The organism is Campylobacter sp. JMF_06 NA1, assembly GCF_027737785.1.
GTDB lineage: Bacteria > Campylobacterota > Campylobacteria > Campylobacterales > Campylobacteraceae > Campylobacter_B.
In genome coordinates this window covers 220,392-244,182 of sequence record NZ_JAOVUA010000001.1, presented here as the reverse complement: position 1 = coordinate 244,182, position 23,791 = coordinate 220,392, and the positions used below count along the sequence as shown (strand labels likewise).

Sequence of the window (23,791 nt, the reverse complement as noted above, 5' to 3'; positions counted from 1 at the left end):
AAATTTCCCGCAAAATTTAAAGAATATATTTTGCTAAATCGTCGTTATTAACGATTACACCTAGCTTTTCGCTGACTAAATTTTCATCGATTACGATCTTTTCACCGCTGTGCTCATCGGCTTCGAAGCTGATGTCTTCTAACACCTTTTCCATTATGGTATGAAGTCGTCTAGCACCGATATCTTCGACCTGAGTGTTTGCCTGAGCAGCGTATTTGGCAAGCGCTTTTATGCCACTTTCGCTAAATTCTAACTCCACGCCCTCGGTTGCTAAAAGCGCGCAGTATTGCTTTAATAGCGAATTTTTTGGCTTGGTTAAAATTTCGTAAAGCGCGTTTTCATCTAAGCTTTCAAGCTCCACGCGAAGCGGAAATCTGCCTTGAAGCTCTGGGATCAAATCGCTTGGTTTGCTTATGTGAAACGCCCCAGCAGCGATAAATAAAATGTGATCGGTGTCTAAATTGCCAAATTTCGTGCTCACGCTCGATCCCTCCACAATCGGAAGCAAATCGCGCTGAACGCCCTCTTTGCTCGGATCTTGGCGCGAGCCGTTGGAACTAACGGCTACCTTATCAATCTCATCGATAAAGATAATACCCTCTTCCCTAGCCCGTCTCATCGCCTCTGCCTTGACGCTTTCCATGTCCAAAATTTTCTCGCTAGCTTCGTTTTTAAGGGCGACTTTGGCGTCTTTGATTTTGAGCTCTTTTTTTGTTTTTTTCGTCGCTATGCCGATGACTTTAATGAAATTTTCTTGCATATTTGCCATTTCTGGCGGTAAATTTGAGTTTGATTCTAGGGTATTTTCGCTGATTTCGATTTCGATTAATTTCTCGTCCAAACTCCCGCTAAGCAGTTTTTCACGCATTTTTTCGTAGCTTTTGGCATACTCTGCGTTTTTCTCTTCGCTAGCCCCGCGAGGCAATGGCGGCATAAGCTTTTCTAAAATTTTTTGCTCGATATACTCGTCGATTTTGTCTTTATTTTTTTCAAATTCCTCGTTTCGCACTAAATTTACAGCCGCAGCTGCCAAATCTCGCACCATAGACTCCACATCTCGCCCCACAAAGCCCACTTCTGTGTATTTGCTAGCCTCCACTTTGATAAATGGCAAACCAAACATTTTTGATAATCTTCGTGCGATTTCTGTTTTTCCTACGCCGGTAGAGCCTATCATAAGGATATTTTTAGGGGTAACCTCGCCCCTCATATCATCGCTTAATCTCATACGGCGATAGCGATTGCGAAGTGCGACTGCTATCGTGCGTTTAGCGTCCTTTTGTCCGATTACATAATCATCTAAATTTTTAACAATTTCCTTTGGTGTCATCATCTATTTATCATCCCAGATTGCGTAAGTTTTAATGTTTTCGTTTGTGTAAATGCAAATTTCACCAGCTATTTTCAGGCTCTCTTTTACCAAATCCTCTTCGCTTAAAATTCCAAACCTATCCAATGCCCTAGCTGCGCTTAGCGCGTAGTTTCCGCCACTTCCAATGGCCGCTAGGCGACCATCGTCTGGCTCGACGACATCGCCCGTGCCACTTAGCAAAAATATATTTTTTCTATCCACTACAAGCATCATGGCTTCGAGTTTGCGCAGATATTTATCCTTGCGCCACTCTTTGCTAAATTCCACCACAGCTTTCAAAAGTTCGCCCTTTGCGTTATCAAGGCATTTTTCAAACATATCAAAGAGATTAAACGCATCGGCCGTGCTTCCTGCAAATCCAGCTAGCACGCTTCCGTCTTTGCCTATTTTGCGAATTTTAGTCGCATTACCTTTAAGCACGGTATTTCCGAAGGTTACCTGCCCGTCTCCGCCGATAACCGAGCCACTTTTGCCTTTGTAAGCTAAAATCGTAGTTGCTTCAAACATTACTCTGCTACCACATCTATTTCAAATTTCGCCACAATGCCGTGTTTAAATTTCGCCGAAACATCGTAAATTCCGACACTTTTTATATTTTCGACTTCCAAGACTTTTTTATCTATATCGAAATTCTTCTGCTCTTTTAGCGCAGTTGCGATCTCTTCTTTTGTAACTGAGCCAAAAAGTGCGCCATTTGCACCTGCTTGTTTTGCGATTTTTAATCGGACATTTTTTAACGCCTCTTTAAGCTCGGTAGTTTTGTCGATTTCTTCTTTTTCTAGCTCAGCTTCTTTTCGTTTGCCAGCTTCGTATTTGCGCAAAACCTCGTTAGTCGCAGCTAGCGCAAAGCCCTTTCCTATCAAAAAATTATTTCCATATCCGTCTTTTACTTCTTTGATTTCACCGGCTTTTCCTAGCCCTTTGACATCTTTTATAAGTAAAACTTTCATTAAATTTCCTTTTAAATTTTAAAATTTTCGACCGCTTTTTCCTGCGATGATAAATCTAAGCGCATTTAGCTTGATAAAGCCGTCTGCATCTTTTTGGTTAAATACAGCGTCTTCTTCAAATGTGCTAAATTCGACATTAAACAGGCTATCTTTGCTCTCTCTGCCTCTTACAATCACATTTCCTTTGTATAGCTCTATGCGAACTACACCATTTACGCACTCTTGTGATTTGTCAATTAGGCTTTGAAGCATGATTCGCTCTGGGCTAAACCAAAAGCCGTTGTAGATCAGCTCAGCGTATTTTGGCATAAGCTCGTCTTTTAGGTGCGCTGCGCCACGATCTAGTGTGAGGCTCTCTATCGCGCGGTGAGCTTTGAGAAGGATTGTGCCACCTGGGGTTTCATAGCAACCTCTACTTTTCATACCAACATAGCGATTTTCGACTAGATCAAGTCTGCCGATACCGTGTCTTGCGCCAAGATTGTTTAATTCGTGTAAAATTTCATGCGCTTTTAGTTTTTTGCCATTTAGTGCAATTGGATCGCCGTTAGCATACTCGATTTCGATGATTTCGCTCTCATCTGGGGCGTTTTTAGGATCTGTTGTCCATCTCCACATATCATCTTCTGGGGCATGGTTTGGATCTTCTAGCACCAAACCCTCATAAGAGATATGTAGTAAATTTGCGTCCATTGAATATGGTGATTTACCTGGTTTTTTTGTTATATCAATACCATGTTTCTCGGCGTAAGCCAAAAGCTTTTCACGGCTGTTTAAATCCCACTCGCGCCATGGAGCGATGACCTTTATATCAGGTTTTAGCGCGTATGCACCAAGCTCGAAGCGAACCTGATCGTTTCCTTTGCCAGTAGCGCCGTGGCTTACAGCGTCTGCGCCTGTTTTTTGTGCGATTTCGACCATTTTTTTCGCAATTAGCGGTCTAGCGATACTTGTGCCTAGCAAATACTCGCCCTCATACACTGCATTTGCGCGAAACATAGGGAAAACATACTCTTTTACAAACTCTTCTCTTAAATCTTCGATAAAAATATTTTCTGGTTTAATGCCTAGTTTTAGGGCTTTGTCTTTGATTGGGGCTAGGTCTTCGTTTTGACCGATATCAGCGGTGAAGGTTACCACTTCGCAACCATAATTATCGCCAAGCCATTTTAAAATAATACTCGTATCAAGTCCGCCAGAATACGCTAGAACTACCTTTTTTACGCTTTTTTGCATAACCACTCCTTTGATTTGAAAATAACGGCAAAGATTTTAGCTAAATTTTGGTTTAAAAGTTCTGAAATTTGCGAAATTTGGGAAATTTGCGAAATTTTAAGGCGTTAAAATAAAAATTAATATCAAATTTGCTAAAATTGATTTTGAAATAAACTTTCAATAAAGGTAGATAATGTTTTCATCATTTTTCAAAAGCAAAAAATGGCGAATTTTGGCATGGGGCGGTATGTTTTGCATACTAGGTATAAATTTGTTTCAAACCATTTTAAATGTAAAATTTAACGAGTGGTATCGGACATTTTATGATATGGGTGGCGAGATAGACAAGCACACAATCGATGAATTTTACCAGCAAATTTTGCTTTTTATCTGGATTGCTGTTTGGTTCGTGCTATCGGTGGTTGCTGAGCGATATATCACGCGTGTATGGGTGCTAAAATGGCGCGAGGCGATGACATTTGCATATATCGGCTTTTGGCGCAAGGTAGAGCGCGATATCGAGGGTAGCTCGCAGCGTATCCAAGAGGACATTTATCGTTTCACAAAAACCCTCGAAGATGTCGGCATGCGTATCGTCTATGCCTTTATGACGCTCTTTGCCTTCATACCGATTTTGTGGAATTTAAGCTCAGGGGTCAAAGTACCAATACTCGAAAATATCCCAGGCGGGCTTGTTTGGATTGCGCTAATCGTTAGTATCGGAGGGCTTGGGGTTTCGTGGTTTGTGGGACGCTACCTGCCACGCCTAGAATACAACAACCAAAAAGTCGAAGCAGCCTTTCGAAAAGAGCTAGTATTCGCCGAAGAAGACAAGCAAAACTACGGCAGCGAGACAAAGATTATTTCGCTTTTTGACAAGCTTAAATTTAACTACCACAAGCTATTTTTGCACTATTTGTATTTCGATGCATGGCTAAATACATACTCACAAATCCTAGTCATGGTGCCTTACCTCATCATGGGTCCTGGGCTTTTTACCAAGGCAATCACGCTTGGCGTGCTGATCCAAACGGCAAACGCGTTTAATAAAGTGCGCGTGAGTTTTAGCGTTTTTACGAATAACTGGACGACGATTACGGAACTTCGCTCAATCCACATGAGACTTAAAGAATTTGAGGAAAATATCGGGTATAAGCCAAATTTAGAGTAAAAAAAATAGCGAATTTGGGTGAAATTTACCCAAATTCGCAAAAAGGAGTTCAATGAAAATTTTAAAATTTAACTTCTAAATCTACCCAGAAATTTCGCCCACGACCGACTTGCGAACTAGCCTTATATGTATCTGCACGAATATATTGCTTATCTGTTATATTATTCACACCAAAATTTATCGTAGCTCCATCTAAGAAAGGTAAATATTCGTTTTTGCTAACTTTATAGCTTCCTTGAAAATCAACAGTCGTAAATGGTTTATCTACATACGGATAACGAGTGCCATAATACTCAGGATAGTAATACTGTGGTTGAGTTTTAGGTTTTAACCAATGGCTAACTTTCACACCCAAATTTAAATTCTTCATAGGTGAATAATCGACTTTTCCGATAAATCTATCAGCTGTTTTTCTGATAGGCTCTTTTGTTTGTGCATCATAAATTTTTAATTTCTCGTAACTGGCACCAAAACTAAAATCACCAATATCATATTTAGTTGAAATTTCATAGCCTTTTCGTTTTACTTTACCGATATTTTGATATTGACCGTATTTTTGCAGATTGGTAGGATCTGATTGATCGTTCATAGCATTTGGTGGCGGAGTTCCCAAATCTCCCCTATCAACGAATTCTATAAAATTACTAATCTCTCCGTTGAAATGGATAAATTTAAAGTTAAAATGATCGTCATCGCTTAACAATGCTTGATCTTCGTAGCTAAAACCGATTTCATATTCTTTCGCAATCTCGGGTTCTAGCCCATCGGCTGGAACATACCAATAAGGTCTATTTACCGGACCTGCCATACCGGCTTCGTGTGGCGTAGGAGCCCTAAAACTCTCGCTATAACCAGCAAGCAAAGTTAGCTTATCGAAAATGGTATAACCAAGCGCAACCCTTGGCGAAAATCTGCTATCTGAAAATTTATCACCATACTCTCGCTTAACCTCTCGTTCAAATTTATCATATCTACCGCCTAGCGTAAGCTCAAAATCACCCACAGAAATAATATCTTGAAGATAAATTCCTAGATCTTTCCATTTATTTGGGTGTGATGCAAACATACTCATTGATTGATCTATACCATTTCTGACATAGCTAACACCCTCTTCTCTTTGCTGGTAATCAAAACCCAAAACTAGATTATGATTTAAAAATCCTGTATCAAATTCTGCGTTATTTTTTAAATTAATTCCCCAACGCTCATCTTCGTTTTTATATCTCAAATCTGTTCCAGAAATATAAAATCTGTCATATTTAGCATCTGTTTTATAAGCCTTAAACGATAAATTTACAAATGGATTTGCAGGAGTGTAAAAATAATCAAACACATAATCTCGTTGCGTCAAATCAGCACTTAGGGTTAGCTCATCTGGGTTTTGCCTCATAGGTTGCCATGCAGTCATCAAATCGCCGTTATAATCAAAAATGCTAAATTGCGCTCTATGGCTATCGTAAAAATCAAAGCCTAACTTGAAAAACAAAGTCCTTATATCTTCATCAGCATTTGTTTTTGTGGTAGGGGTTTGTGAATAATGAGAACCGCCATCGGCCCATTTGATATTGCCATAACCAGCTTGTTTGCCGTAAATCAAAATATCTATCGGGACATCATTTGGATCGGCATACACAGCAGCTCTACCGCTTTTCATATTGTTTGACTCTGATCTAAAACCAAGCATTGCACCAAATTCTTTGCCTTCGCTTAAATAATCCCTAGCATCTTTTGTAGTCATATCTACGATACCGCCTATCGCACCAGATCCATGCAAAATAGAGCTAGCACCCTTGGTAACTTCCACGGTTTTTAAAATATCATTATCTACTCTAAGGCTGGAAGTTTGATTTGAAAACAAAGTAGCGTCTCGTTTTACACCATCTTGCTTAAATATAAGCCTATCGCCGTCTCCCCAAGTCGAAAAGCCACGAATAGAAAATTCTTGTGCCGTAGGTCGAAGCAAGCCCTCTCCCACACTTACGCCAGGAATATCACCTATTACATCAATGACATTTGATTTTTGTTTCAGCTCTTTTTCGCCAACTACACCAACCGAACCTGCGTATTTTAAGTTATCGACCTCCGTCAAGGTCGCACTAACGATAATCTCGTCGAATTCAACCGCATTATGCTTGGGAGTTGTTGCGTTGTTTTCGACACCAAAAAGCACACCAGCCACAACGATAGAAAGATAAAAGCTCTTTTTCATGTGGAATTTCCTTTCGTTAAATTTGCATTTAAAAATCGTGGTAAAATTATATTCATTATCAACTTAAAATATATTGAAAATTTTTATCAATAAAATGTAATAGCGATTATACCTCGTTTTTATCGAAGTTTTTATAAAATTTTAAGGAAAATTTATTAAAAAATTTTGCAAGAATTTATTGTTTTATTTTCGTTTAAAATTTTAAAATTTATGAATTTTATGCTTTATAACAAAATTGATAAAACAAATTTATAGTAGTAAAATTTTTGATTAATTATAAAATTTTAAATTCGCCTAAATTTCCAAATTTTAAGGCGAATTTGGCTACAATCCCGCCCATGAGAGTCGATAAATTTTTAAATTCAGTAAATATCACAAAAAGGCGCGCTGTCAGCGAGGATATGTGTAAAAGTGGCGTAGTCTATATCAACGGCGCAGTGGCAAAAGCTAGCAAAATCCTAAAAATCGGCGATATAATCACCATAAAATTTTTAGAAAAAGATAAAAGCTATCAAGTTCTGGGCTTTCCCGCCACCAAAAACACGCCAAAAAGTGAGCAAGAAAAATATGTCAAAGAGCTTTAAACTCACGCTTGGTGAGAGTGAAATTTCACAAATCGCTGAAATTTTGCCACGCAGTGGAGTGATTTTGCTAAATGGCACGCTAGCAAGTGGCAAAACCACGCTAACGAAGGCTATCGCGTTAGCGCACGGCATAGATCCAGCCACTGTGAGTTCGCCGACATTTTCACTCATGCAAAATTACGGCCAAATTTATCACTACGACCTGTATAATGGCGGTAGCGAGGCGATGATGAACAATGGCTTAATCGAAAATTTATTCGAAGATGGGCTTCATATCATCGAGTGGGCGGACGAGAATTTGATAAAATTTATTGAAAAATATGAGCTGGATTGTTGCGTGGTAAATATCAAGGTCATGGGCGACAAACGCGAATACGAGGTAGTTTATGCATAGATTAGAAGTAAAAGATTTGAAAAAGACTATCAAAGGCACCCCGATAATCAAGGGCGTTTCATTAGAGGTCGAAAACGGCGAAGTCGTGGGCTTACTAGGTCCAAATGGCGCAGGCAAAACCACGACATTTTATATGATTTGCGGGCTGATTTCTAGCACGAGTGGCGAGATTTTGCTCGATTTTAAGGACATTAGCAATGTCCCGCTTCACAAACGCGCCAAGCTTGGCATTGGATACCTGCCCCAAGAAAGTAGCGTTTTTAAGGATTTAAGCGTGGAAGAAAATTTAATGCTTGCCGCTGAAATTACCTACAAAGACAAAAAAACAGCTGCCGAAAAAGTCGATGAAATGCTAAATTTGCTAAATATCGAGCCGATAAGAGAGCGAAAAGGGGTGAGTCTAAGCGGTGGCGAACGCAGACGCTGCGAAATCGCGCGAAGTCTAATGATAACGCCGAAATTTCTCTTGCTTGATGAGCCATTTGCAGGTGTCGATCCTATCGCGGTTAGCGACATACAAAACATAGTGCGAAGCCTAAAAGAGCTTGACATTGGCATTCTCATAACCGACCACAATGTCCGCGAAACTTTGGCGATTTGCGATAGAGCCTATGTCATAAAAGACGGCGAGTTACTCACTAGTGGCACAGCCAAACAGGTCGCAAACGACGAAAATGTGCGAAAATACTATCTAGGCGATAATTTTAAATTTGATAGTGAAATCGTAGAGTAAATCGAATAAACTTTAACAAATTTTGGACAAATTTCACCAAATTTAAACCCTAAAATTTTAATAAAATTTGCCAAATTCCAACCTAACGAAATTTGGCAAAAATTCAAAAATTTCGCAAAATTATACTTAAAATTTTACGAAATTTTATGCGTTAAAATCCCTGTAAAATTTTACCAACTATACTTCGCGGTTAGTGTTACCTTCGCGCCCTCTCCGTAATAGCACCAGTAGTTGCACCCTGCGACATACTCCTTATCAGCGATATTTGTCGCATTTAGACGAAGCGAAAAGTCCTTATACGAATACTCCGCCATAGCGTCAATTAGCGTGTGTGACGGCACACTCACAGCGTCGTGGCGAGGCGATGTCCATGCACTGCTCTCGCTCTTGCTTTTGCCCACATAGCGCACGCCAGCGCCCATTTTGAGCCCATGTCCGCCACCTAAATCCATAGAATAAACCAAAAAGCCAGAGAGCATATCTTTTGGGATTAGTGGCGTTGGCGTCATGTAGTCAAAGCCATCGACATTGATTTTGGCTTCGTTGTAGTGCGTGTAAGCGGCGATTAGGTTTAAATTTTCACTTAAATTCACATTTGCGCCAAGCTCCACGCCTTTGGCTACCTGCTTTCCAGCCTGAGATGAAAAGCTCGAACCATCGGTGTATGGGACATTTCTCTGCTCTATGTCAAAATACGCTAGGCTAAATTCGCCGTCTATGAAGCTTGGCAGATATTTTACACCCGCTTCGTATTGTCTAGCCGTGGTTGGCTTGTAAAACTCGCCCGAACTCGTGCGGCCGGATTGCGGCATAAAAGACTCGGAGTAGTTGAAATACGGCATAAATCCGCTATCAAATGCGTATAAAATCCCAGCCTGATATGTGGTTTCGTCCGTGTCGTAGCTTTTATCACCATTTAGCGTGGCTTTTGCCTTGTCATGGCGCACTCCAAGGGTCAAATTTAGCTTTTCAAACAGCTCAATTTTATCGTTTAAATAAAACCCAAGCTGACTTTGATCCAAGTCATAATTCGGGTTTGAAAACGACAGCGCCGGATTTGCCGTTAGGCGGGTGCGCACGGGATTATAGACATTTATAGTGCCTACGAAGTAGTTGTAAAAATACTGCCCCCTAGCACGGATATCTCTGTAATCCACGCCCAAAGTTAGGCGGTTTTTCACACTCCCCCACTCGTCTTCGTAGCTTATGCGGTTATCGAATATATGCGAATTCACACTCGCATCGACAAAGAGTAAATCCTGCGCGATATCGGTATCGTTTATCATATTATACTCGACACTTGCGCCGATTTGGTCTTTGTTTTCGCGGTTAAATTTATAGCTTGATTCGAATTTTAGCTTGTCGTTAAAGCTATGCGCCAACTCATATCCAACTGAAATTTGATCGCGCGATAGACTATCGTTTAATGCGCCCAAATTCGCACTTGGCGAAATTTTACCCTGCGCGCCAGGTATCATCGTGCCTACATAAGGGAAAAACCCGTTGCTTCCAGTGCCACTATCATGCGTGAAGCTAGATAGAAGCGTGAGCTGCGTATCATCGCCTAGCAAAAACAATATTAAAGGCGCGATGAAAAAATGCTCGTTCCATGTGTAGTTTATGTCGCCACGCTTTTTCTCATAATCGCTTACAATGCGAAATTTCACATTTTCGCTAAATCCGTCGCTGACATCGAAAAACACCCCACGCAGGTGATTTGAGCCAAATTTCGCGCCGATTTCGCCTTGTGGGGTGAGAGTTGGGCGCTTAGAGATGAGATTTATCACGCCACCAGCGTATGATGAGCCATAAAGTAGCGAGTTTGCGCCCTTTACCACCTCGATACTCTCATATCCGTATAAATCAGGGCTGATACCAAAATATCCGCCCTTATACGCACTAGCGCCGTCCAAGCTCACACTCGCTTCAAACCCACGAAGTCTAAGCCAGTCGCTAGTATCCAAATCCGCGCCATAAGGCTGTCCGATGAAACCTGCTTCGTATTTGACGGCCTCGTCTAGCTGTGTCGCGCCACGCTCTTCGATCGCTTTTTTGCTCTCGATTACAGATGAGCTTCCAGCACTCATGAAATCGACCTTGCCACTACCCTTGCCTACCGAGCCTACCACGGCGATTTCGTCTAAAACCTGCGCCTTGTTTGCCCTCTCGGATACTTCCTGCGCCAAAACAGCCGCCGCACACAAACTAAGCGCAAACGCGCTACCAAAAATTTTTCGCATAAATGCTCCTTTGATTAAAATTTATTAAATTTTTCTTGCAATCCATAGAAAATAAAGGCTTCCGATTATCGTAGCGACCACGCCACAAGGTATTTCGTAAGGAAAAATCAAATTCCTACCCAAAAAATCCGCCACGCTCATTATCAAAGCCCCGATTAGCGCACTTGCCATGAGCCCAGCGCCCGTTTTGCGAAAACCCAAAAATTTCGCCAAATGTGGCGCGATAAGCCCCACAAAACTCACTGGCCCCACGCAAAGTGCGCTAAAAGCCGACAATACGGCGCAAAATACAAACAAAATAGTTTTAAATTTGAAAATATCCACGCCCACGCTACTAGCGCACACATCGCCTAGGCTTAAAATCGTAATTTCTCTTTGAAATCTCATCACCACGCCAAAGCTAATCGCGCAAAGCATCGCCAAAAGCAAAACCTGCGAAAAACTCGCACCGTAGGTGCTTCCAGCGCTGTATGAGATAAAATCATAAATCCTGCTATCCCCGCTAAAAAGCAAAATTTTCTCCACCGCGCTCACAAAGGCACTCACCGCAATCGCGCTTAAAATCACGCGCATTGGACTCATGCCACTTCTCGCATTTATCGCCAAAATAAAGCCCAAAACCACCAACGCCCCAAATACGCCAAAAACAAAGCCAAGCGCAGGTGCGAAAAACATCGAAGCAAGCACACCAAGGCTCACGCCAGAACTAATGCCAAGAAGCTCGGGCGAGGCCATGTCGTTGCGGGTTAGGCTCTGTAAAATATAGCCACAAACAGCCAAAATTCCGCCACAAAGCAAGGCTGTGAAAACGCGGTTTATGCGCAGAGCAAAAATCTCGCGCGAGAATTCGCCATAAAATAGACAAAACGCCACAAAAACAGCCAAAATTCCGCCAAGAAGTGGCAAATTTAAATACTTTGCCCTTTCGCGAATTTCGTTTTTGGTGCCGTTTCCTGCGTTTGCGTCCTTTGTGGCGCAGTGTATTAGCCACAAAAACATCGGCGCACCCAAAAATGCGCAAATCGCACCCGCAGGAAGCGAAATTTGGGTTAAATTTTGTAGTATTATGAGCCCTGCGTCGCAAATTCCAAGTATCAAAGCCCCCAAAATGGCGCAAAAAATCGCTTTTTTGACAAACGAGCTAAATTTCAGCTGATTTGTGAGATAACTCGCTCCAAGCCCCACAAATGCGATAATCCCGCAATGCGCCACCGCCACAGCGGTAAAATACGCACCCAGCACAAAGCCTATAATTCGCACCAAAACGACATTTAGCCCAAGCGATTTTGCCGTGCTATCGCCAAGCCCAAAGAGCCAAAACGAACGCGCAAAAGCTAATGTTACAACTAGGGCTGGAAGCGATAAAATCGCCATTGTGCGCAGGTTTGCGTAGCCGTTTTGGGCTAAATCGCCACTTAGCCAAACCGTGATAAAATAGCTTTCATCTTTGAAAAAAATCAAAAGTAGCGCACTTAGTGCGCCAAAGACTAGCCCTATGATTAGACCGCACAGCGTTGCGCTAAATGCGCTAAACTCGCGCGTATTTGTGAGTGCAAACAAAAGCCCAAGTCCGATGAGCGCACCCACAAACGCACTTAGCGTGATGCCAAGCGCGGGCGCAAACAGCCCCAAAAACAGCACACCAAAGGCGCTTGACGCGCTTACGCCACTGGTGCTATCACTCGCTAACGGATTGTGCGTAATAGCGCAGAGCAAAAGCGATGAAAGCGAAAGCAACGCACCGCAAAGAAGAGCCGTCAAAATGCGTGGCAGGGTGGAATTTAGCACCACAAGGGTGCGAATTTCGCCTAAATTCGTGTGTGCGCCAAAAAGTGAAATGGCGCAGAGTATCGCAAAAATGAGCATTAAGATTGGCAAAGTTTTATTCATTTGCGCTCTTTTGCGAAATTTTAGAATTTGGCGAATTTGATAAATTTGCCAAATTTGGCGAAATTTCTAAATTTTGCGAAATTTTGGAATTCACTAAATTTGTCTCATTTTTCAAAATTTCACTCAGCAAATTTGCAAATTTTTGCATACTTAGCCACGCACCAGCGCTCCACACAGCCTCTATTTGCGCGCGGTTTTGCAAAATTTGCAAATTTTTATAAATCCCATTTGAGGCGATTTGCGAGTTTATATCAACCCTGTTTGGCTCGATTATGACGAGCTTTGCACCCTGCTCCACCTCATAAAGTGCGCTTACATGGGCACTCGCGATACCCCAGAGATTATATGATAAATTACTTGGAGCCAAATTTTGCACTCCAAGTTTTGATAAAACCACGCCATACAGGCTGTTTGCGCCATAAATCCTAATGTGAGCCGCGTCGATAAACTGCACGACTAAAACTGGCGTGGCGAAATTTTCTAGCTCTTTTTTCTTTTTTTCGAAAAATTCGTTGTTTTTGGCAAGTAAAATTTTCGCCCTCTCTTCGCAATCCAAAATTTTCGCCACTTCCAAAACAGCCAAATTTAAGTTGTCTTCCAAATTTCCATCTTTATAAACATCGATAATGCGGGTTTTGGCGTATTTTGAAATGGTTTTTTCGTGCCCCGCAAAAAACGATGGCAAAAGCACAAAATCAGGCTTCAAAGCTATTATCATCTCCAAACTCGGCTGGTTTCTAAGCCCCAAATCTAGGGTATTTGCACCACTACCTAGCCCACCACCCCAGAGCATAAAACTCTGCTTTTCTGCCATCGCGATTGGATCAACTTCTAAAAACTCCAAAATCTCCGCCACACCCCAATCTAGCGTGATTATACGCGGTTTTTCGCCCCCAAATACTGCGCCGCAAAAAATCAGCAAAAATATAACCACTCTCATCAAAACATCGCCGTTAATAAATTTGTCTTTGGGTGCGCGATTATATGGGCATTTACGCCATAAATTTCTTTGATTTTTTCTGCGCTCATAGCCTCGCTAGATGGGCAGTTTAGTATCAGCTCGCCGCCTTTTAGTGCGATGATTTTATCGCAGTGCGAACAGGCTAAATTTATGTCGTGAATCACGATGATGACGCATTTGCCAAGCTCTTTTGCCATTTTTTTGATTAGCGCCATGACGCTTAGCTGGTGGGCAATATCTAGGGGCGCTAATGGCTCGTCAAGTAGCAAAAAATCGCTTTCTTGCGCAAGTAACATAGCTAGGAAAATACGCGATTTCTCGCCACCACTTAGTGTGGAGACGATTTGGTCTTTGAATTTGAGCGTATCTGTGATTTCTAGGCACTCGGTAGCGATTTTGGCGTCGTTTTCTTTGTCTGTAAAATACCTGCCCCCGTGCGCATATCTGCCCGCCATAACTAGCTCCAAGCCCGTCAAATTAGAAGCGTCTGGTAAAATTTGGGGCAAATAAGCAACACTTTTGGCAAATTCTTTTTTTGCGTAATCTTCGATTTTTTTGCCATTTAGCGAAATTTCGCCACTTTGATTTTTGATTTGTGCGGCTAAAAGCTTGATAAGCGTGGATTTGCCAGAGCCATTGTGCCCTATGAGAGCGTAAAATTCGCCCTTTGCAAACTCTAAATTTATATTATTTAAAATTTTTTTATTTTGTATTTGGTAATTCAAATTACTAGTTTTTAACACGATGATAATATCCATTATTAAAATAAAAGATAGATATTATCAAAAATTTAATAAATTTAAACTAAATATTTAACAATTATTATCAAAAGCCATATCAATTTAAAAATTTTAAAAATGATAAAGTATAGCAAAACCTGCCCTACTCTACTCCCATAGACTAGGCTCCTGCGGGTCTGTATAGCTAAATAAAATTTGATATGGCTGGTAGTCGAATTTGTATTTTAGGCTCGGACACTCACGCACTGCATACCCCAAATATATCCAGCGCAGATTAAATTTTTTCGCAATCTCAATCTGCTTTAAAAGCGAAAATTTCCCAAGGCTAAGATCGCTTCTGTATGGGTCGTAATAGCAATAAATCGAGCTTATCCCATCTTCGACAATGTCGATCAAATCGACGCAAATCAGCCTGTCAAACTCATCGTAATACGAAATTTCCTTGCCGAAATTTCCATATCCCTCCACATAAATTTCATAGTATTTCTCAGGCGTGATATTTTGGCGTGGCCAGCCCTTTTTTTCGCTCATATAGTTATGATAAATTTCGAAAAGCTCCAAATGCTCGCCGTCTAAAATCGGCGCTGAAAAGCCAAGCGTGGTTTTTTCGTTTTTTTTATAAACTCTGCGGTGCGATTTGGAAAATTTGAAATTTCTCGCATCTACTCTCAGGCTTTTACACTCATCGCAACCCGCACAAATGGGCTTTTGGAAGTAATTCCCAAAGCGTCTGTATCCGTGAGTGACTAAATTTGAATTATAAGAATACGAGGCGTTTTTGACAAAAATGTATTCATTTCTAGCTGATTTTCCCTGCAAATACGGGCAGGGAAAATCGAGCGTGCAAAATGGAATTTCAAGCATTAAATTTTTCTAATATTTGCGTTTTCGATATATTTCAAAAACTCGTCTTTTAGCCGATTTTCGCGCGCACTCACGCTCTCATCGCCTAAATCCTCATCTTTGAAAATATCTTTAAATTCATCGCGATTTGGGTTTGGTTTTGGCTTAGGTTTGGGTGGATTTTTCGCCTTTTCCTCTTTAATCATATCTTTTTTTATGCTATTTAGCGATTCTAAAAAATCCATTTGCGCTCCCTAAATTTCGGCTTCTCGCATAGCAGAAGCGATTGCAGCGACGACTTCGGTTTTTTTCGTATCGAAATCATCCTTGGTGTTTGCCAAAATTTTGTCCAAATTTTTCTCGACATAGCTCGTATCGAAAAATCCCAGTCTAAACTCACGCGATTTGCTGATCGAGAGCAAAAATGGAATTATCGTGCGCACGCCCTCTATGCGAAACTCCTTCAATGCCCTTTCTAGCTTATTTACCGCCAAGTCATAATCTGTCGTTTTGATAATGAGTTTAGCTAAAAGCGAGTCGTAAAATGGCGGAATTTTATAGCCTTTGTAAATATGACTATCCACGCGCACGCTAGGTCCCAAAGCTGGGTAATAATCCTCGACTTTGCCAGGTGCTGGGGTGAAATTTTTCCATACATTTTCGGCTGTAATTCTCGCCTCAATCGCGTAACCGCGCGGTTTGATATCGCTTTGTTCGAGCTCTAAAATTTCGCCATTTGCGATACGGATCTGGCGCACGACGATATCCACACCGGTGATTTCCTCGGTGATTCCGTGCTCGACTTGGATTCTGGTATTCATCTCCATAAAATAGAAGTTATTGTAATCATCGAGCAAAAACTCCACAGTGCCGACATTTGAGTAATTCACAGCCTTAGCCGCGGCTACTGCGGTGATACCCATGGTTTTGCGCAAATGCTCGCTAATCGACGGGCATGGGGCGATTTCGATGATTTTTTGGTGACGGCGTTGGATTGAGCAATCGCGCTCGCAAAGGTGGATAATGTTGCCGTAATTATCGCCGATGATTTGAAACTCGATATGGCGCGGATTGACGACGAGTTTTTCCATAAAAACTTCATCGTTGTTAAAATACGCCTTCGCCTCTCTGGTGCAAGATTCAAACGCCGCTTCCATATCCTCTTCGCTCCAAACTTCGCGGATTCCACGCCCTCCACCGCCGCCGCTTGATTTCAAAATCACCGGATAGCCGATTTTGCGGGCGTATTCTTTGATAGTCTCCATTGATTCGTTATTTAATTTTTCGGTGCCCGGCACGATAGGAATACCATTTTTGCGCATTAAATAGCGAGCGATGTTTTTATTACCCATTTTGCGGATAACTTCTGGTTTTGGACCGATAAAGATAATCCCAGCGTCCTCGACCTCTTTTGCGAAATCATAATTCTCACTCAAAAATCCATATCCAGGGTGGATAGCGTCCGCACCGCTTGCTTTGGCTATTTCTACGATTTTTTTGGCGTCCAAATACCCAGTAAGTGGCTCTGTGCCGACCTCATAGGCCTCATCAGCAATTTTAACATGCAAGCAGTCTTTGTCAGGCTCGGTGTAAATCGCTATACTTTTTATGTGCAAATCTCTACATGCTCTAATAACCCTAACCGCGATTTCACCGCGATTTGCTATGAGAATTTTGTGTATCATACTAAAACACCTTTTTGTAAAAATAATATTGCGTATGATAGTATAAAAAATGTTATATCAAGTTGAAATTTAGGGGAAAAAGTCAAAATTTTAAAGGATTTTAGTGGTGCCCAGAGCCGGAATCGAACCGGCACGGAGTTGCCTCCGCCAGATTTTGAGTCTGGTGCGTCTACCAATTTCACCACCTGGGCTTGAATTAAAAATCGAGATTATACAAAAATTTGATTAAAATAAAATTAAGCCCCAAAATTTTGGGGCTTAAAGAGTAAGAAAAATTATTTTTTCTTTTTAGCTTTTGAAGCAGCAACAGCCTCTTTAAGTTGTTTGCCAACTTTAAATTTAACTACTTTTGTAGCAGGTGATTTGTAAGTTTTGTTTGTGCCAGGAACTTTGCCTTCGCGAGCAGCACGCTCAGCAATGCTAAAAGAACCAAAGCCAATGAAACTAATCTCATCGCCTTTAACTAATAGCTCTTTAATTGTTTCAAGAGCTTTATCTACTACTGCTGTAGTATCTTTTTTGCTTTGTCCTGCTTTTTCAGCAACAATACTGATAAAATCAGCTTTTTTCATAGAGTATCCTTTGTGATAAAGTGTAACGGCGTCCATTTTACAACACTTTGATAAAAATTTCAATAGAATTTTGCGAATTTTTCGCTAAATTTGGCAAAATTTCACGAAATTTGCCAAAATTTTGCCCATTTTCACACTATTTGAAAAATAAATTTTTCATTTTTTCCCAAATTTACACAAATTCAGGCGCTAAAATTTTTTATAATCTTAAATTTGATATAATGCACCCAAAATTTTAAATTTAAGGTAAAAAGATGACAAAAATTTTGATGATAGAAGATGATTTGGAGTTAGCTGAAATTTTAAGCGAATACTTAGAACAATACGAAATCGACATTACCGTCGCAGATGACCCATTTATCGGACTTTCGAAGCTTAAATTAGAAAATTTCAACCTTGTGATTTTAGACCTAACGCTTCCTGGTATGGACGGACTTGAAGTCTGCAAAGAAATCCGCAAAACCTCGAATTTACCGATTATCATTTCTAGTGCGCGCCACGATTTGACCGATAAAATCAACGCCTTTGATTTCGGCGCAGATGATTATCTACCAAAACCATACAATCCCCAAGAGCTTCTAGCCCGCATTAAACGCCATGTCGAGCGCTACAACACAGGCTCGATCAAACAAAGTGGCGAAAAAACCAACAAAGACATCGTGGTTGATGATTTTTCGCACATTATCACCTTTAAAGGTCAGCCTCTATCGCTGACAGTCGCTGAATACGATGTCCTCTCATATCTAGTCAAAAAAGAAGGCGGAGCAATCACGCGCGAAGAGCTCATTTACAACAGCTCCTCAATCAGCGAAGAATCCTCGCCAAAAAGCATAGATGTCATCGTCGGTCGTATCAGGGTCAAGCTTGGCGAAACCTCCAAGACACCGCAATATATCCACGCAATCAGGGGCGTGGGATACAAGCTCGTGCAATAAAATTTGAAATTTAAATATGAAATTTAGATCTTCGATTTTTTATACCATTACATTTATTTTCGCGCTTGCGACGATTGGCGTATCGCTCGCACTCATTTGGCTTATAGGATATGATAAACAAAACTACACCAGAGAGCTAAACACAAAATACTCCATTGTAGCGCGCTCGCACCTATACCAGATGAGCAGGCTCATCTCGCAAAACGAATTCCAAAGACAAATCGCAAATTTCGAATTTGCTAGCATTAATGACGAAAATTTTATAAAGCAATTAACCGAAAATGGCGAAATTTTAGACAGCATTTCGGCTGATATCGGCTCGGCTGATATTATAATGTATAACCGCAAACACTACCTCAAAATCACCCACGCCAACGAGGTTAGAATTTTAAACGACAAAGAATACCAACCATATCGCTACGATATTTTTAGAGCGATTTATGGCGGAATTTTGGCGATTATTTTGCTCGCATACATTTTTATTATACGCAAAATCAAACCACTTCGCAAGCTAAAACGCCAAATCGATAAATTTGCCACAGGCGATTTAAATATCGCAAATGTCGCCACAGGCACAGACGAGATTTCCGAGGTTTCGCGTGCGTTTTACGGCGCAGTTACGCAGATCAACAAACTAAACGAATCGCGCCATCTGTTTTTGCGAAACATCATGCACGAGCTAAAAACGCCCATTACCAAAGGCCGCATAACCGTCGAAATGATCGAAAAAAACAAATACCAAGAGCGCTTGTTATCGGTGTTTGAAAGGCTAGAAGATTTGATTAACGAATTTGCCGCAGTCGAGAGAGCGACTTCTGGGATTCCGCTTGGAGAGCGTGGAATTTACTCAGCCAAAGAAATCATAAACGAAGCCCTAAAAATCGCAATGATAGGCGAAAATTTAGTAACCATAAACGCGCCAGAGGATTTGAAATTTAATGTAGATTTGAAGCTGTTTTCAATCGCTGTGAAAAATCTAATCGACAACGCAATCAAATACTCCACCGACCGCCATGTCATCATAAATGTCGGAGCGACCTTCGATTTCATCAGCAATTCGCCAGAGTTAGAGCAGGATTTCGAGCATTACAAAGAGGCATTTTCCAAGGGCTCAAACGCCAAACAAAGCTTCGGTCTTGGGCTATACATCGTCGATAATATCGCCAAATCACATGGTTTAGCCTTTAAATACCGCAGAGAAAATGAGACAAATATCTTTTATTTTGATAATATGAGTGAAATTTTACTCTAAATTTTAAGGCGATTTGATATATGATTGCAAAATTTTTTAAAAAGTGAGTTTATGCGAAATTTAATATTTTTACTAGCATTTTTCGGTGTTTGTTTGTGTGCAGAGAGCTTCATCACAGATGAAGAATACGGAGCTATGCTCTACCAAAACCCCCGTGGAATCGGCTGTGATAAATGCCACGGCGAGCGTGGCGAGGGACAGCTCATCGCAAAATATGAGGAATTTAACCGCTCAAACGAAACTTACTACGAAAAATCCCTTTTCGCGCCCAAAATCAACACCCTTTCACTGCAAGAATTAGCCGACGGAATCGGCGCTAGCAAGGACATTATGCCAAGCTATTTTCTTACAAAAGACGAAATTATCATTATTTACAAATATTTAAAAGCCAAAAATCAAACCCAAAAAAAGGACGAAAATGACAAACAAAACTGAATTTGCAAAGGCTATGAAATTTATCCCAGGTGGCGTTGATTCGCCTGTTCGCGCATTTGGAAGCGTAGGTGGCGAGCCATTTATGGTAAAAAAAGGCAAAGGCGCATATATCTACGATGTCGAGGGCAGAAAATACCTTGATTTCGTGCAAAGTTGGGGTCCGCTGATTTTCGGACATGCCGATAAAGATATCCAAAAAGCGGTTTGCGATGCGGCGAAATTTGGACTAAGTTTTGGCGCACCAAGCCCGCTAGAAACGAAACTTGCTAAGCTTGTTTTAGATAAATTTCCATTTTTGGATAAAATTCGCTTCACTAGCAGTGGCACAGAGGCCACAATGAGCGCAATCCGTCTAGCGCGCGCTTACAGCGGAAAAGACGGCATAATAAAATTTGCCGGTTGCTACCACGGACACAGCGACTCGCTTTTGGTCAAGGCGGGTTCAGGGGCAACTACATTTGGGTATTCAAGCAGTGCTGGCGTGCCAGAAGATATCGCCAAAAACACATTTGTCGCTGTTTATAACGATATCCAAAGCGTCAAAGCGATTGTCAAAGCCAATGATATCGGCACCATAATCATCGAACCAATCGCTGGAAATATGGGCTTGGTGCCTGCAAAAGCCGAATTTTTAAGCGAACTTCGCAAAATTTGCGACGAGAAAAAAATCGTGCTAATCATGGACGAGGTAATGAGCGGATTTCGCGCTAGTGCGCGCGGAAGCTACGATGTGTATGGCATAGAGGGCGATATCGTAACCTTTGGCAAGGTAATCGGTGGCGGTATGAGCGTGGCAGCCTTTGCAGGAAAGTCTGAAATCATGGATCTAATCAGCCCTCTTGGCGGTGTTTATCAAGCAGGCACGCTAAGTGGAAACCCAGTGGCAATGGCGGCTGGAATTGCGAGTTTGAGTAAAATTTATGCTAAGAAAAATTTATACAAAGATTTAAATTCACTCGCCAAACGCTTCATAAACGGCCTTAGCAAAGCCGCCAAAAAGCACGGTATCGCGCTTCAAACAGCCTGCGTGGGAAGTATGTTTGGGTATTTTTTCGCCGAAGACGAGGTGAATAACTACGATGACGCGCTCAAATCCGACACTAAGCGTTTTGCGAAATTTCACCGCGAAATGATAAAACGGGGCGTATTTTTGGCGCCAAGTCAGTTCGAAACTGGCTTTATTTGCGAGGCAATGAGCAAAAAAGATATAGATTTTGCCATAAAAATGGCAGATGAAGCGATGGCAAATTTGTAAATTTTGAAATTTAAGGCGAGGTTATGAAATACACAAAAAACCTGCACAAGGTCGTCCCGGTCGCATACGATGTGAGCCTTGGGATTTCGATAGTCGTCGCAATCGCCATTGGCGTGGGGCTTGGGCTGTGGCTCAAATCCCTAACCGGCTCGTTAATCGTATTTTGGGTTTGCGTGTGCTTTGGTATAGCTGCGGCGTTTTTAAATGTCTATAAGGCGTTTAAGGGGCTAAACGAAAGCCTCAAAGAGCTCGAAGATGATCCCAAATACAAGGCTGCAAAAGAGAATTTCGACGATGATGATTGGGACGAAAAAGAGTGAAAAAAGAAATTTTAAAAATCTACTTGATTTTTGATTTTCTAGTCCTTGCGCTTGGGGGCTTATTTTGCGCTTTTGGGGCGAAATTTGCCCCATTTTTCGCTAGTTCGCAACTCGGATTTTTCTGCTCGCTTGCGGTTGTGTTTTTTTCGCACAGAGCCTACGCACTGCGCCTCGAAGATGAAATTCGCTCTGGCAAATACGACAAAATCGCTAATGATGAATTTGATGATGAAAATTTAGCCGAGCCCAAAAAAAGCGCGGTCAAATCAAATTTTGCCACAGCATTTTTTTCGCCATTTAAAATTTTATCTTACGCTGCGCTAATTTTTGGAATTTGGCTTTTGGCTAAATTTGGACTTTTAAACCCGCTTGCACTAATGATTGGCGTAAGCGTAATCCCGCTAGGCACGCTCGTTTTTGCGTTTTGTAATAAAGAGTGATTTTAGGCTTTTACCGCTCTTGGCGTATCGTTTGATTTGCCATTGTGAAATACTGCCCCACAATATACTCGCCATTGTCATTGCGAGGCGATTTATCGCCGAAGCAAAATGAGCGTAGCGACCCAAGCGAAGCGAAGGGACATTTGGACGAGCCGTAGGCGAAGTCAATCCAGCAAAATTTAAAGTAAAATTCAACCTAAATTTAGCATTGAACGATTTTGAGAATTTAACCTGCGCCGTGAAATTCTCTGTAAGGGGGAGGGCGCGCTTTTTAGGAGACGCTACCCTCCCCCTTGCATTTAATTCGCACGCAAAAGCGCTGTTCGCGCCTTTTGCTCCGTGCGAATTTCCCCTGTAAAACCTTAGAAGTGGCTAAATTTAGAAAAACTTCGTTTTTCTAAATTTAGCTGGTTTGATTTTTACGGAAATGCTTCGCATTTCAAAACAATCAAAACTACACAAATTTGGCTAAAAATATAAAGAATTATTAATTCAAATTTCGCTAAAATGATGAGTTTTGAAAAGGAATTTTATGGATTACAACACGCTAAAAAAAATATTTTTTAAATTTCAGCCAGAAACTGCACATCATATCGCAGAATTGGGGCTTCGCACACTAAGTGCAGTTCCGTTTGGACTGGAAATTTTAGCCAAAAATACAACCTACAAAGATGAAATTCTAAATCAAAAAATCTGGGGGTTAAATTTCGAAAATCCGCTTGGAATCGCCGGCGGATTTGACAAAAACGCAACCATGCTAGCCCCACTTTACGCCCTTGGATTCGGGCATGCTGAGTTTGGGACATTTACGCCAAAACCCCAACCCGGCAACGCCAAACCACGCCTTTTTCGCCTAGTCGAAGAAGAAAGTATCCAAAACGCAATGGGCTTTAACAACGAGGGCGCCGAGGCTATCGCGGAGCGCGTGCGCAAAATTTACCCAGCCAAATTTCCGCTTGTCGCAAACATTGGCAAAAACAAAATCACGCCAAACGAAAACGCTCTAAGCGATTATGAAATTTTAACTCGCAAATTTGAAGGTCTTTGCGATATTTTTGAAATCAACATTAGCTCGCCAAATACGCCAAATTTGCGCGCTTTGCAAGATGAAAATTTCATAAAAGAAATTTTATCTATGATGAGAGGCATTACCAAAAAACCAATAATTTTAAAAATCGCCCCCGATATGAGTGCGCAAAAGGCCGTGTCGCTATGCTCGTGCGCCGTGGAAGCTGGGGCAGATGCCTTGCTAGTAAATAACACTAGCATTGATTACTCGCTAACGCCCAAAGCAAGGGATTTTGGCGGAATTAGCGGCAGGTTAATCACGCAAAAATCGCGCGAGCTTTTCCGCGCAATATCTAGCGAGCTATTTGGCAAAGCAGTGCTGATTAGCTGCGGTGGTATCAGCGACGGCAAAGAGGCTTACACCCGCATAAAAGACGGCGCAAGCCTAGTGCAAATTTTCACAAGTTTTATTTTCAAAGGCCCTAAAATAGCCTATAATATCAACTCCGAGTTAGCTTCACTCTTGCGCCAAGACGGCCTTTCAAATATCACAGAAGCAATCGGTTTAAATTTAAAAAAATGAGGTT

The 23,791-nt window shown here is 41.4% G+C and carries 25 protein-coding genes and 1 tRNA gene; 11 read left to right on the top strand and 15 right to left on the bottom strand.

The genetic code is table 11. The features are described from left to right. Positions 1-16 precede the first annotated feature (16 nt). Genes hslU through OFO07_RS01280 form a run of 4 tightly spaced genes read right to left on the bottom strand, consistent with a single transcriptional unit; the run spans position 17 to position 3,558 of the window. Positions 17-1,333: an HslU--HslV peptidase ATPase subunit gene (hslU, locus tag OFO07_RS01295; protein ID WP_270870654.1), complete on the bottom strand. Its 1,317-nt coding sequence runs from the start codon at positions 1,331-1,333 to the stop codon at positions 17-19. Beyond that, positions 1,334-1,879: an ATP-dependent protease subunit HslV gene (gene hslV, locus OFO07_RS01290; protein WP_270858759.1), complete on the bottom strand. Its 546-nt coding sequence runs from the start codon at positions 1,877-1,879 to the stop codon at positions 1,334-1,336. Beyond that, complete coding sequence (rplI, locus tag OFO07_RS01285) at positions 1,879-2,322, bottom strand: 50S ribosomal protein L9 (RefSeq protein ID WP_270868000.1); 444 nt, start codon at positions 2,320-2,322, stop codon at positions 1,879-1,881. The genes hslV and rplI overlap by 1 nt, the downstream gene beginning before the upstream one ends. 18 nt (positions 2,323-2,340) lie before the next feature. Then, positions 2,341-3,558: an argininosuccinate synthase gene (locus OFO07_RS01280; RefSeq protein ID WP_270870653.1), complete on the bottom strand. Its 1,218-nt coding sequence runs from the start codon at positions 3,556-3,558 to the stop codon at positions 2,341-2,343. Positions 3,559-3,730: 172 nt separating this feature from the next. On the opposite strand from OFO07_RS01280, the gene OFO07_RS01275 reads away from it, so the two are divergent. Then, positions 3,731-4,708, top strand: a complete 978-nt coding sequence (locus OFO07_RS01275) for a putative transporter (protein ID WP_270864465.1) — start codon at positions 3,731-3,733, stop codon at positions 4,706-4,708. A 61-nt stretch (positions 4,709-4,769) separates the two neighbouring features. Here OFO07_RS01275 and OFO07_RS01270 read toward each other — a convergent pair whose 3' ends face one another. Continuing rightward, complete coding sequence (locus OFO07_RS01270; protein WP_270870652.1) at positions 4,770-6,917, bottom strand: TonB-dependent receptor domain-containing protein; 2,148 nt, start codon at positions 6,915-6,917, stop codon at positions 4,770-4,772. A 338-nt stretch (positions 6,918-7,255) separates the two neighbouring features. Between OFO07_RS01270 and OFO07_RS01265 the strand changes: the two genes are divergently transcribed. From OFO07_RS01265 to lptB, 3 genes are read left to right on the top strand one after another with little or no spacing between them, the layout of a single operon-like run. Beyond that, positions 7,256-7,501: an RNA-binding S4 domain-containing protein gene (locus tag OFO07_RS01265; RefSeq protein WP_270870651.1), complete on the top strand. Its 246-nt coding sequence runs from the start codon at positions 7,256-7,258 to the stop codon at positions 7,499-7,501. Beyond that, positions 7,485-7,895: a tRNA (adenosine(37)-N6)-threonylcarbamoyltransferase complex ATPase subunit type 1 TsaE gene (gene tsaE, locus OFO07_RS01260; protein ID WP_270870650.1), complete on the top strand. Its 411-nt coding sequence runs from the start codon at positions 7,485-7,487 to the stop codon at positions 7,893-7,895. Before OFO07_RS01265 ends, tsaE begins: the two co-directional genes overlap by 17 nt. Then, complete coding sequence (gene lptB, locus OFO07_RS01255; protein WP_270868006.1) at positions 7,888-8,628, top strand: LPS export ABC transporter ATP-binding protein; 741 nt, start codon at positions 7,888-7,890, stop codon at positions 8,626-8,628. The genes tsaE and lptB overlap by 8 nt, the downstream gene beginning before the upstream one ends. Before the next feature lie 170 nt (positions 8,629-8,798). Here the strand turns inward: lptB and OFO07_RS01250 are convergent, their stop codons facing one another. The 9 genes from OFO07_RS01250 to OFO07_RS01210 all read right to left on the bottom strand — a co-directional run bounded on the left by OFO07_RS01250 (position 8,799) and on the right by OFO07_RS01210 (position 17,559). Beyond that, on the bottom strand, positions 8,799-10,868 hold the full coding sequence (locus OFO07_RS01250; protein WP_270870649.1) for a TonB-dependent siderophore receptor: 2,070 nt from the start codon (positions 10,866-10,868) through the stop codon (positions 8,799-8,801). 24 nt (positions 10,869-10,892) lie between these two features. Then, positions 10,893-12,758 carry an iron ABC transporter permease gene (locus tag OFO07_RS01245; RefSeq protein WP_270870648.1) on the bottom strand — a complete coding sequence of 622 codons (1,866 nt, stop codon included), beginning with the start codon at positions 12,756-12,758 and terminating at the stop codon, positions 10,893-10,895. Next, on the bottom strand, positions 12,751-13,698 hold the full coding sequence (locus tag OFO07_RS01240) for an ABC transporter substrate-binding protein (protein ID WP_270870647.1): 948 nt from the start codon (positions 13,696-13,698) through the stop codon (positions 12,751-12,753). The genes OFO07_RS01245 and OFO07_RS01240 overlap by 8 nt, the downstream gene beginning before the upstream one ends. Beyond that, positions 13,698-14,477 (bottom strand): ABC transporter ATP-binding protein, encoded by a 780-nt coding sequence (locus OFO07_RS01235; protein ID WP_270870646.1) that lies wholly within the window; start codon positions 14,475-14,477, stop codon positions 13,698-13,700. Before OFO07_RS01235 ends, OFO07_RS01240 begins: the two co-directional genes overlap by 1 nt. A 129-nt stretch (positions 14,478-14,606) precedes the next feature. Continuing rightward, on the bottom strand, positions 14,607-15,323 hold the full coding sequence (locus OFO07_RS01230) for an arginyltransferase (RefSeq protein WP_270870645.1): 717 nt from the start codon (positions 15,321-15,323) through the stop codon (positions 14,607-14,609). Beyond that, complete coding sequence (locus OFO07_RS01225) at positions 15,323-15,547, bottom strand: hypothetical protein (protein WP_270859463.1); 225 nt, start codon at positions 15,545-15,547, stop codon at positions 15,323-15,325. Before OFO07_RS01225 ends, OFO07_RS01230 begins: the two co-directional genes overlap by 1 nt. 9 nt (positions 15,548-15,556) lie before the next feature. Continuing rightward, positions 15,557-16,987: an acetyl-CoA carboxylase subunit A gene (locus OFO07_RS01220; protein ID WP_270862426.1), complete on the bottom strand. Its 1,431-nt coding sequence runs from the start codon at positions 16,985-16,987 to the stop codon at positions 15,557-15,559. A gap of 104 nt (positions 16,988-17,091) precedes the next feature. Next, positions 17,092-17,178 (bottom strand) — tRNA-Leu (locus OFO07_RS01215). Positions 17,179-17,262: 84 nt separating this feature from the next. Further along, positions 17,263-17,559 (bottom strand): HU family DNA-binding protein, encoded by a 297-nt coding sequence (locus OFO07_RS01210; RefSeq protein ID WP_270859461.1) that lies wholly within the window; start codon positions 17,557-17,559, stop codon positions 17,263-17,265. 254 nt (positions 17,560-17,813) lie between these two features. Here OFO07_RS01210 and OFO07_RS01205 point away from each other — a divergent pair, with 254 nt between their 5' ends. The 6 genes from OFO07_RS01205 to OFO07_RS01180 are packed head-to-tail and all read left to right on the top strand — an operon-like array spanning position 17,814 to position 22,196. Continuing rightward, complete coding sequence (locus OFO07_RS01205; protein WP_270859460.1) at positions 17,814-18,494, top strand: response regulator transcription factor; 681 nt, start codon at positions 17,814-17,816, stop codon at positions 18,492-18,494. 16 nt (positions 18,495-18,510) lie between these two features. Continuing rightward, positions 18,511-19,746 (top strand): ArsS family sensor histidine kinase, encoded by a 1,236-nt coding sequence (locus tag OFO07_RS01200; protein ID WP_270864474.1) that lies wholly within the window; start codon positions 18,511-18,513, stop codon positions 19,744-19,746. Positions 19,747-19,797: 51 nt separating this feature from the next. Next, on the top strand, positions 19,798-20,181 hold the full coding sequence (locus tag OFO07_RS01195) for a c-type cytochrome (RefSeq protein ID WP_270864475.1): 384 nt from the start codon (positions 19,798-19,800) through the stop codon (positions 20,179-20,181). After that, positions 20,165-21,436, top strand: a complete 1,272-nt coding sequence (gene hemL / locus OFO07_RS01190) for a glutamate-1-semialdehyde 2,1-aminomutase (protein ID WP_270870644.1) — start codon at positions 20,165-20,167, stop codon at positions 21,434-21,436. The genes OFO07_RS01195 and hemL overlap by 17 nt, the downstream gene beginning before the upstream one ends. A gap of 23 nt (positions 21,437-21,459) precedes the next feature. After that, the gene (locus OFO07_RS01185) at positions 21,460-21,756 is read left to right on the top strand and encodes an AtpZ/AtpI family protein (RefSeq protein ID WP_270859456.1); all 297 of its coding nucleotides are present in this window, start codon (positions 21,460-21,462) and stop codon (positions 21,754-21,756) included. Next, positions 21,753-22,196: a hypothetical protein gene (locus tag OFO07_RS01180; RefSeq protein WP_270870643.1), complete on the top strand. Its 444-nt coding sequence runs from the start codon at positions 21,753-21,755 to the stop codon at positions 22,194-22,196. Before OFO07_RS01185 ends, OFO07_RS01180 begins: the two co-directional genes overlap by 4 nt. On the opposite strand, the gene OFO07_RS01175 is transcribed toward OFO07_RS01180, so the two are convergent. Then, the gene (locus OFO07_RS01175; RefSeq protein ID WP_270870642.1) at positions 22,158-22,364 is read right to left on the bottom strand and encodes a hypothetical protein; all 207 of its coding nucleotides are present in this window, start codon (positions 22,362-22,364) and stop codon (positions 22,158-22,160) included. The two genes, OFO07_RS01180 and OFO07_RS01175, sit on opposite strands and share 39 nt — an antisense overlap. Before the next feature lie 364 nt (positions 22,365-22,728). Here OFO07_RS01175 and OFO07_RS01170 point away from each other — a divergent pair, with 364 nt between their 5' ends. After that, positions 22,729-23,787 (top strand): quinone-dependent dihydroorotate dehydrogenase, encoded by a 1,059-nt coding sequence (locus tag OFO07_RS01170; protein ID WP_270870641.1) that lies wholly within the window; start codon positions 22,729-22,731, stop codon positions 23,785-23,787. Positions 23,788-23,791: the final 4 nt, after the last annotated feature.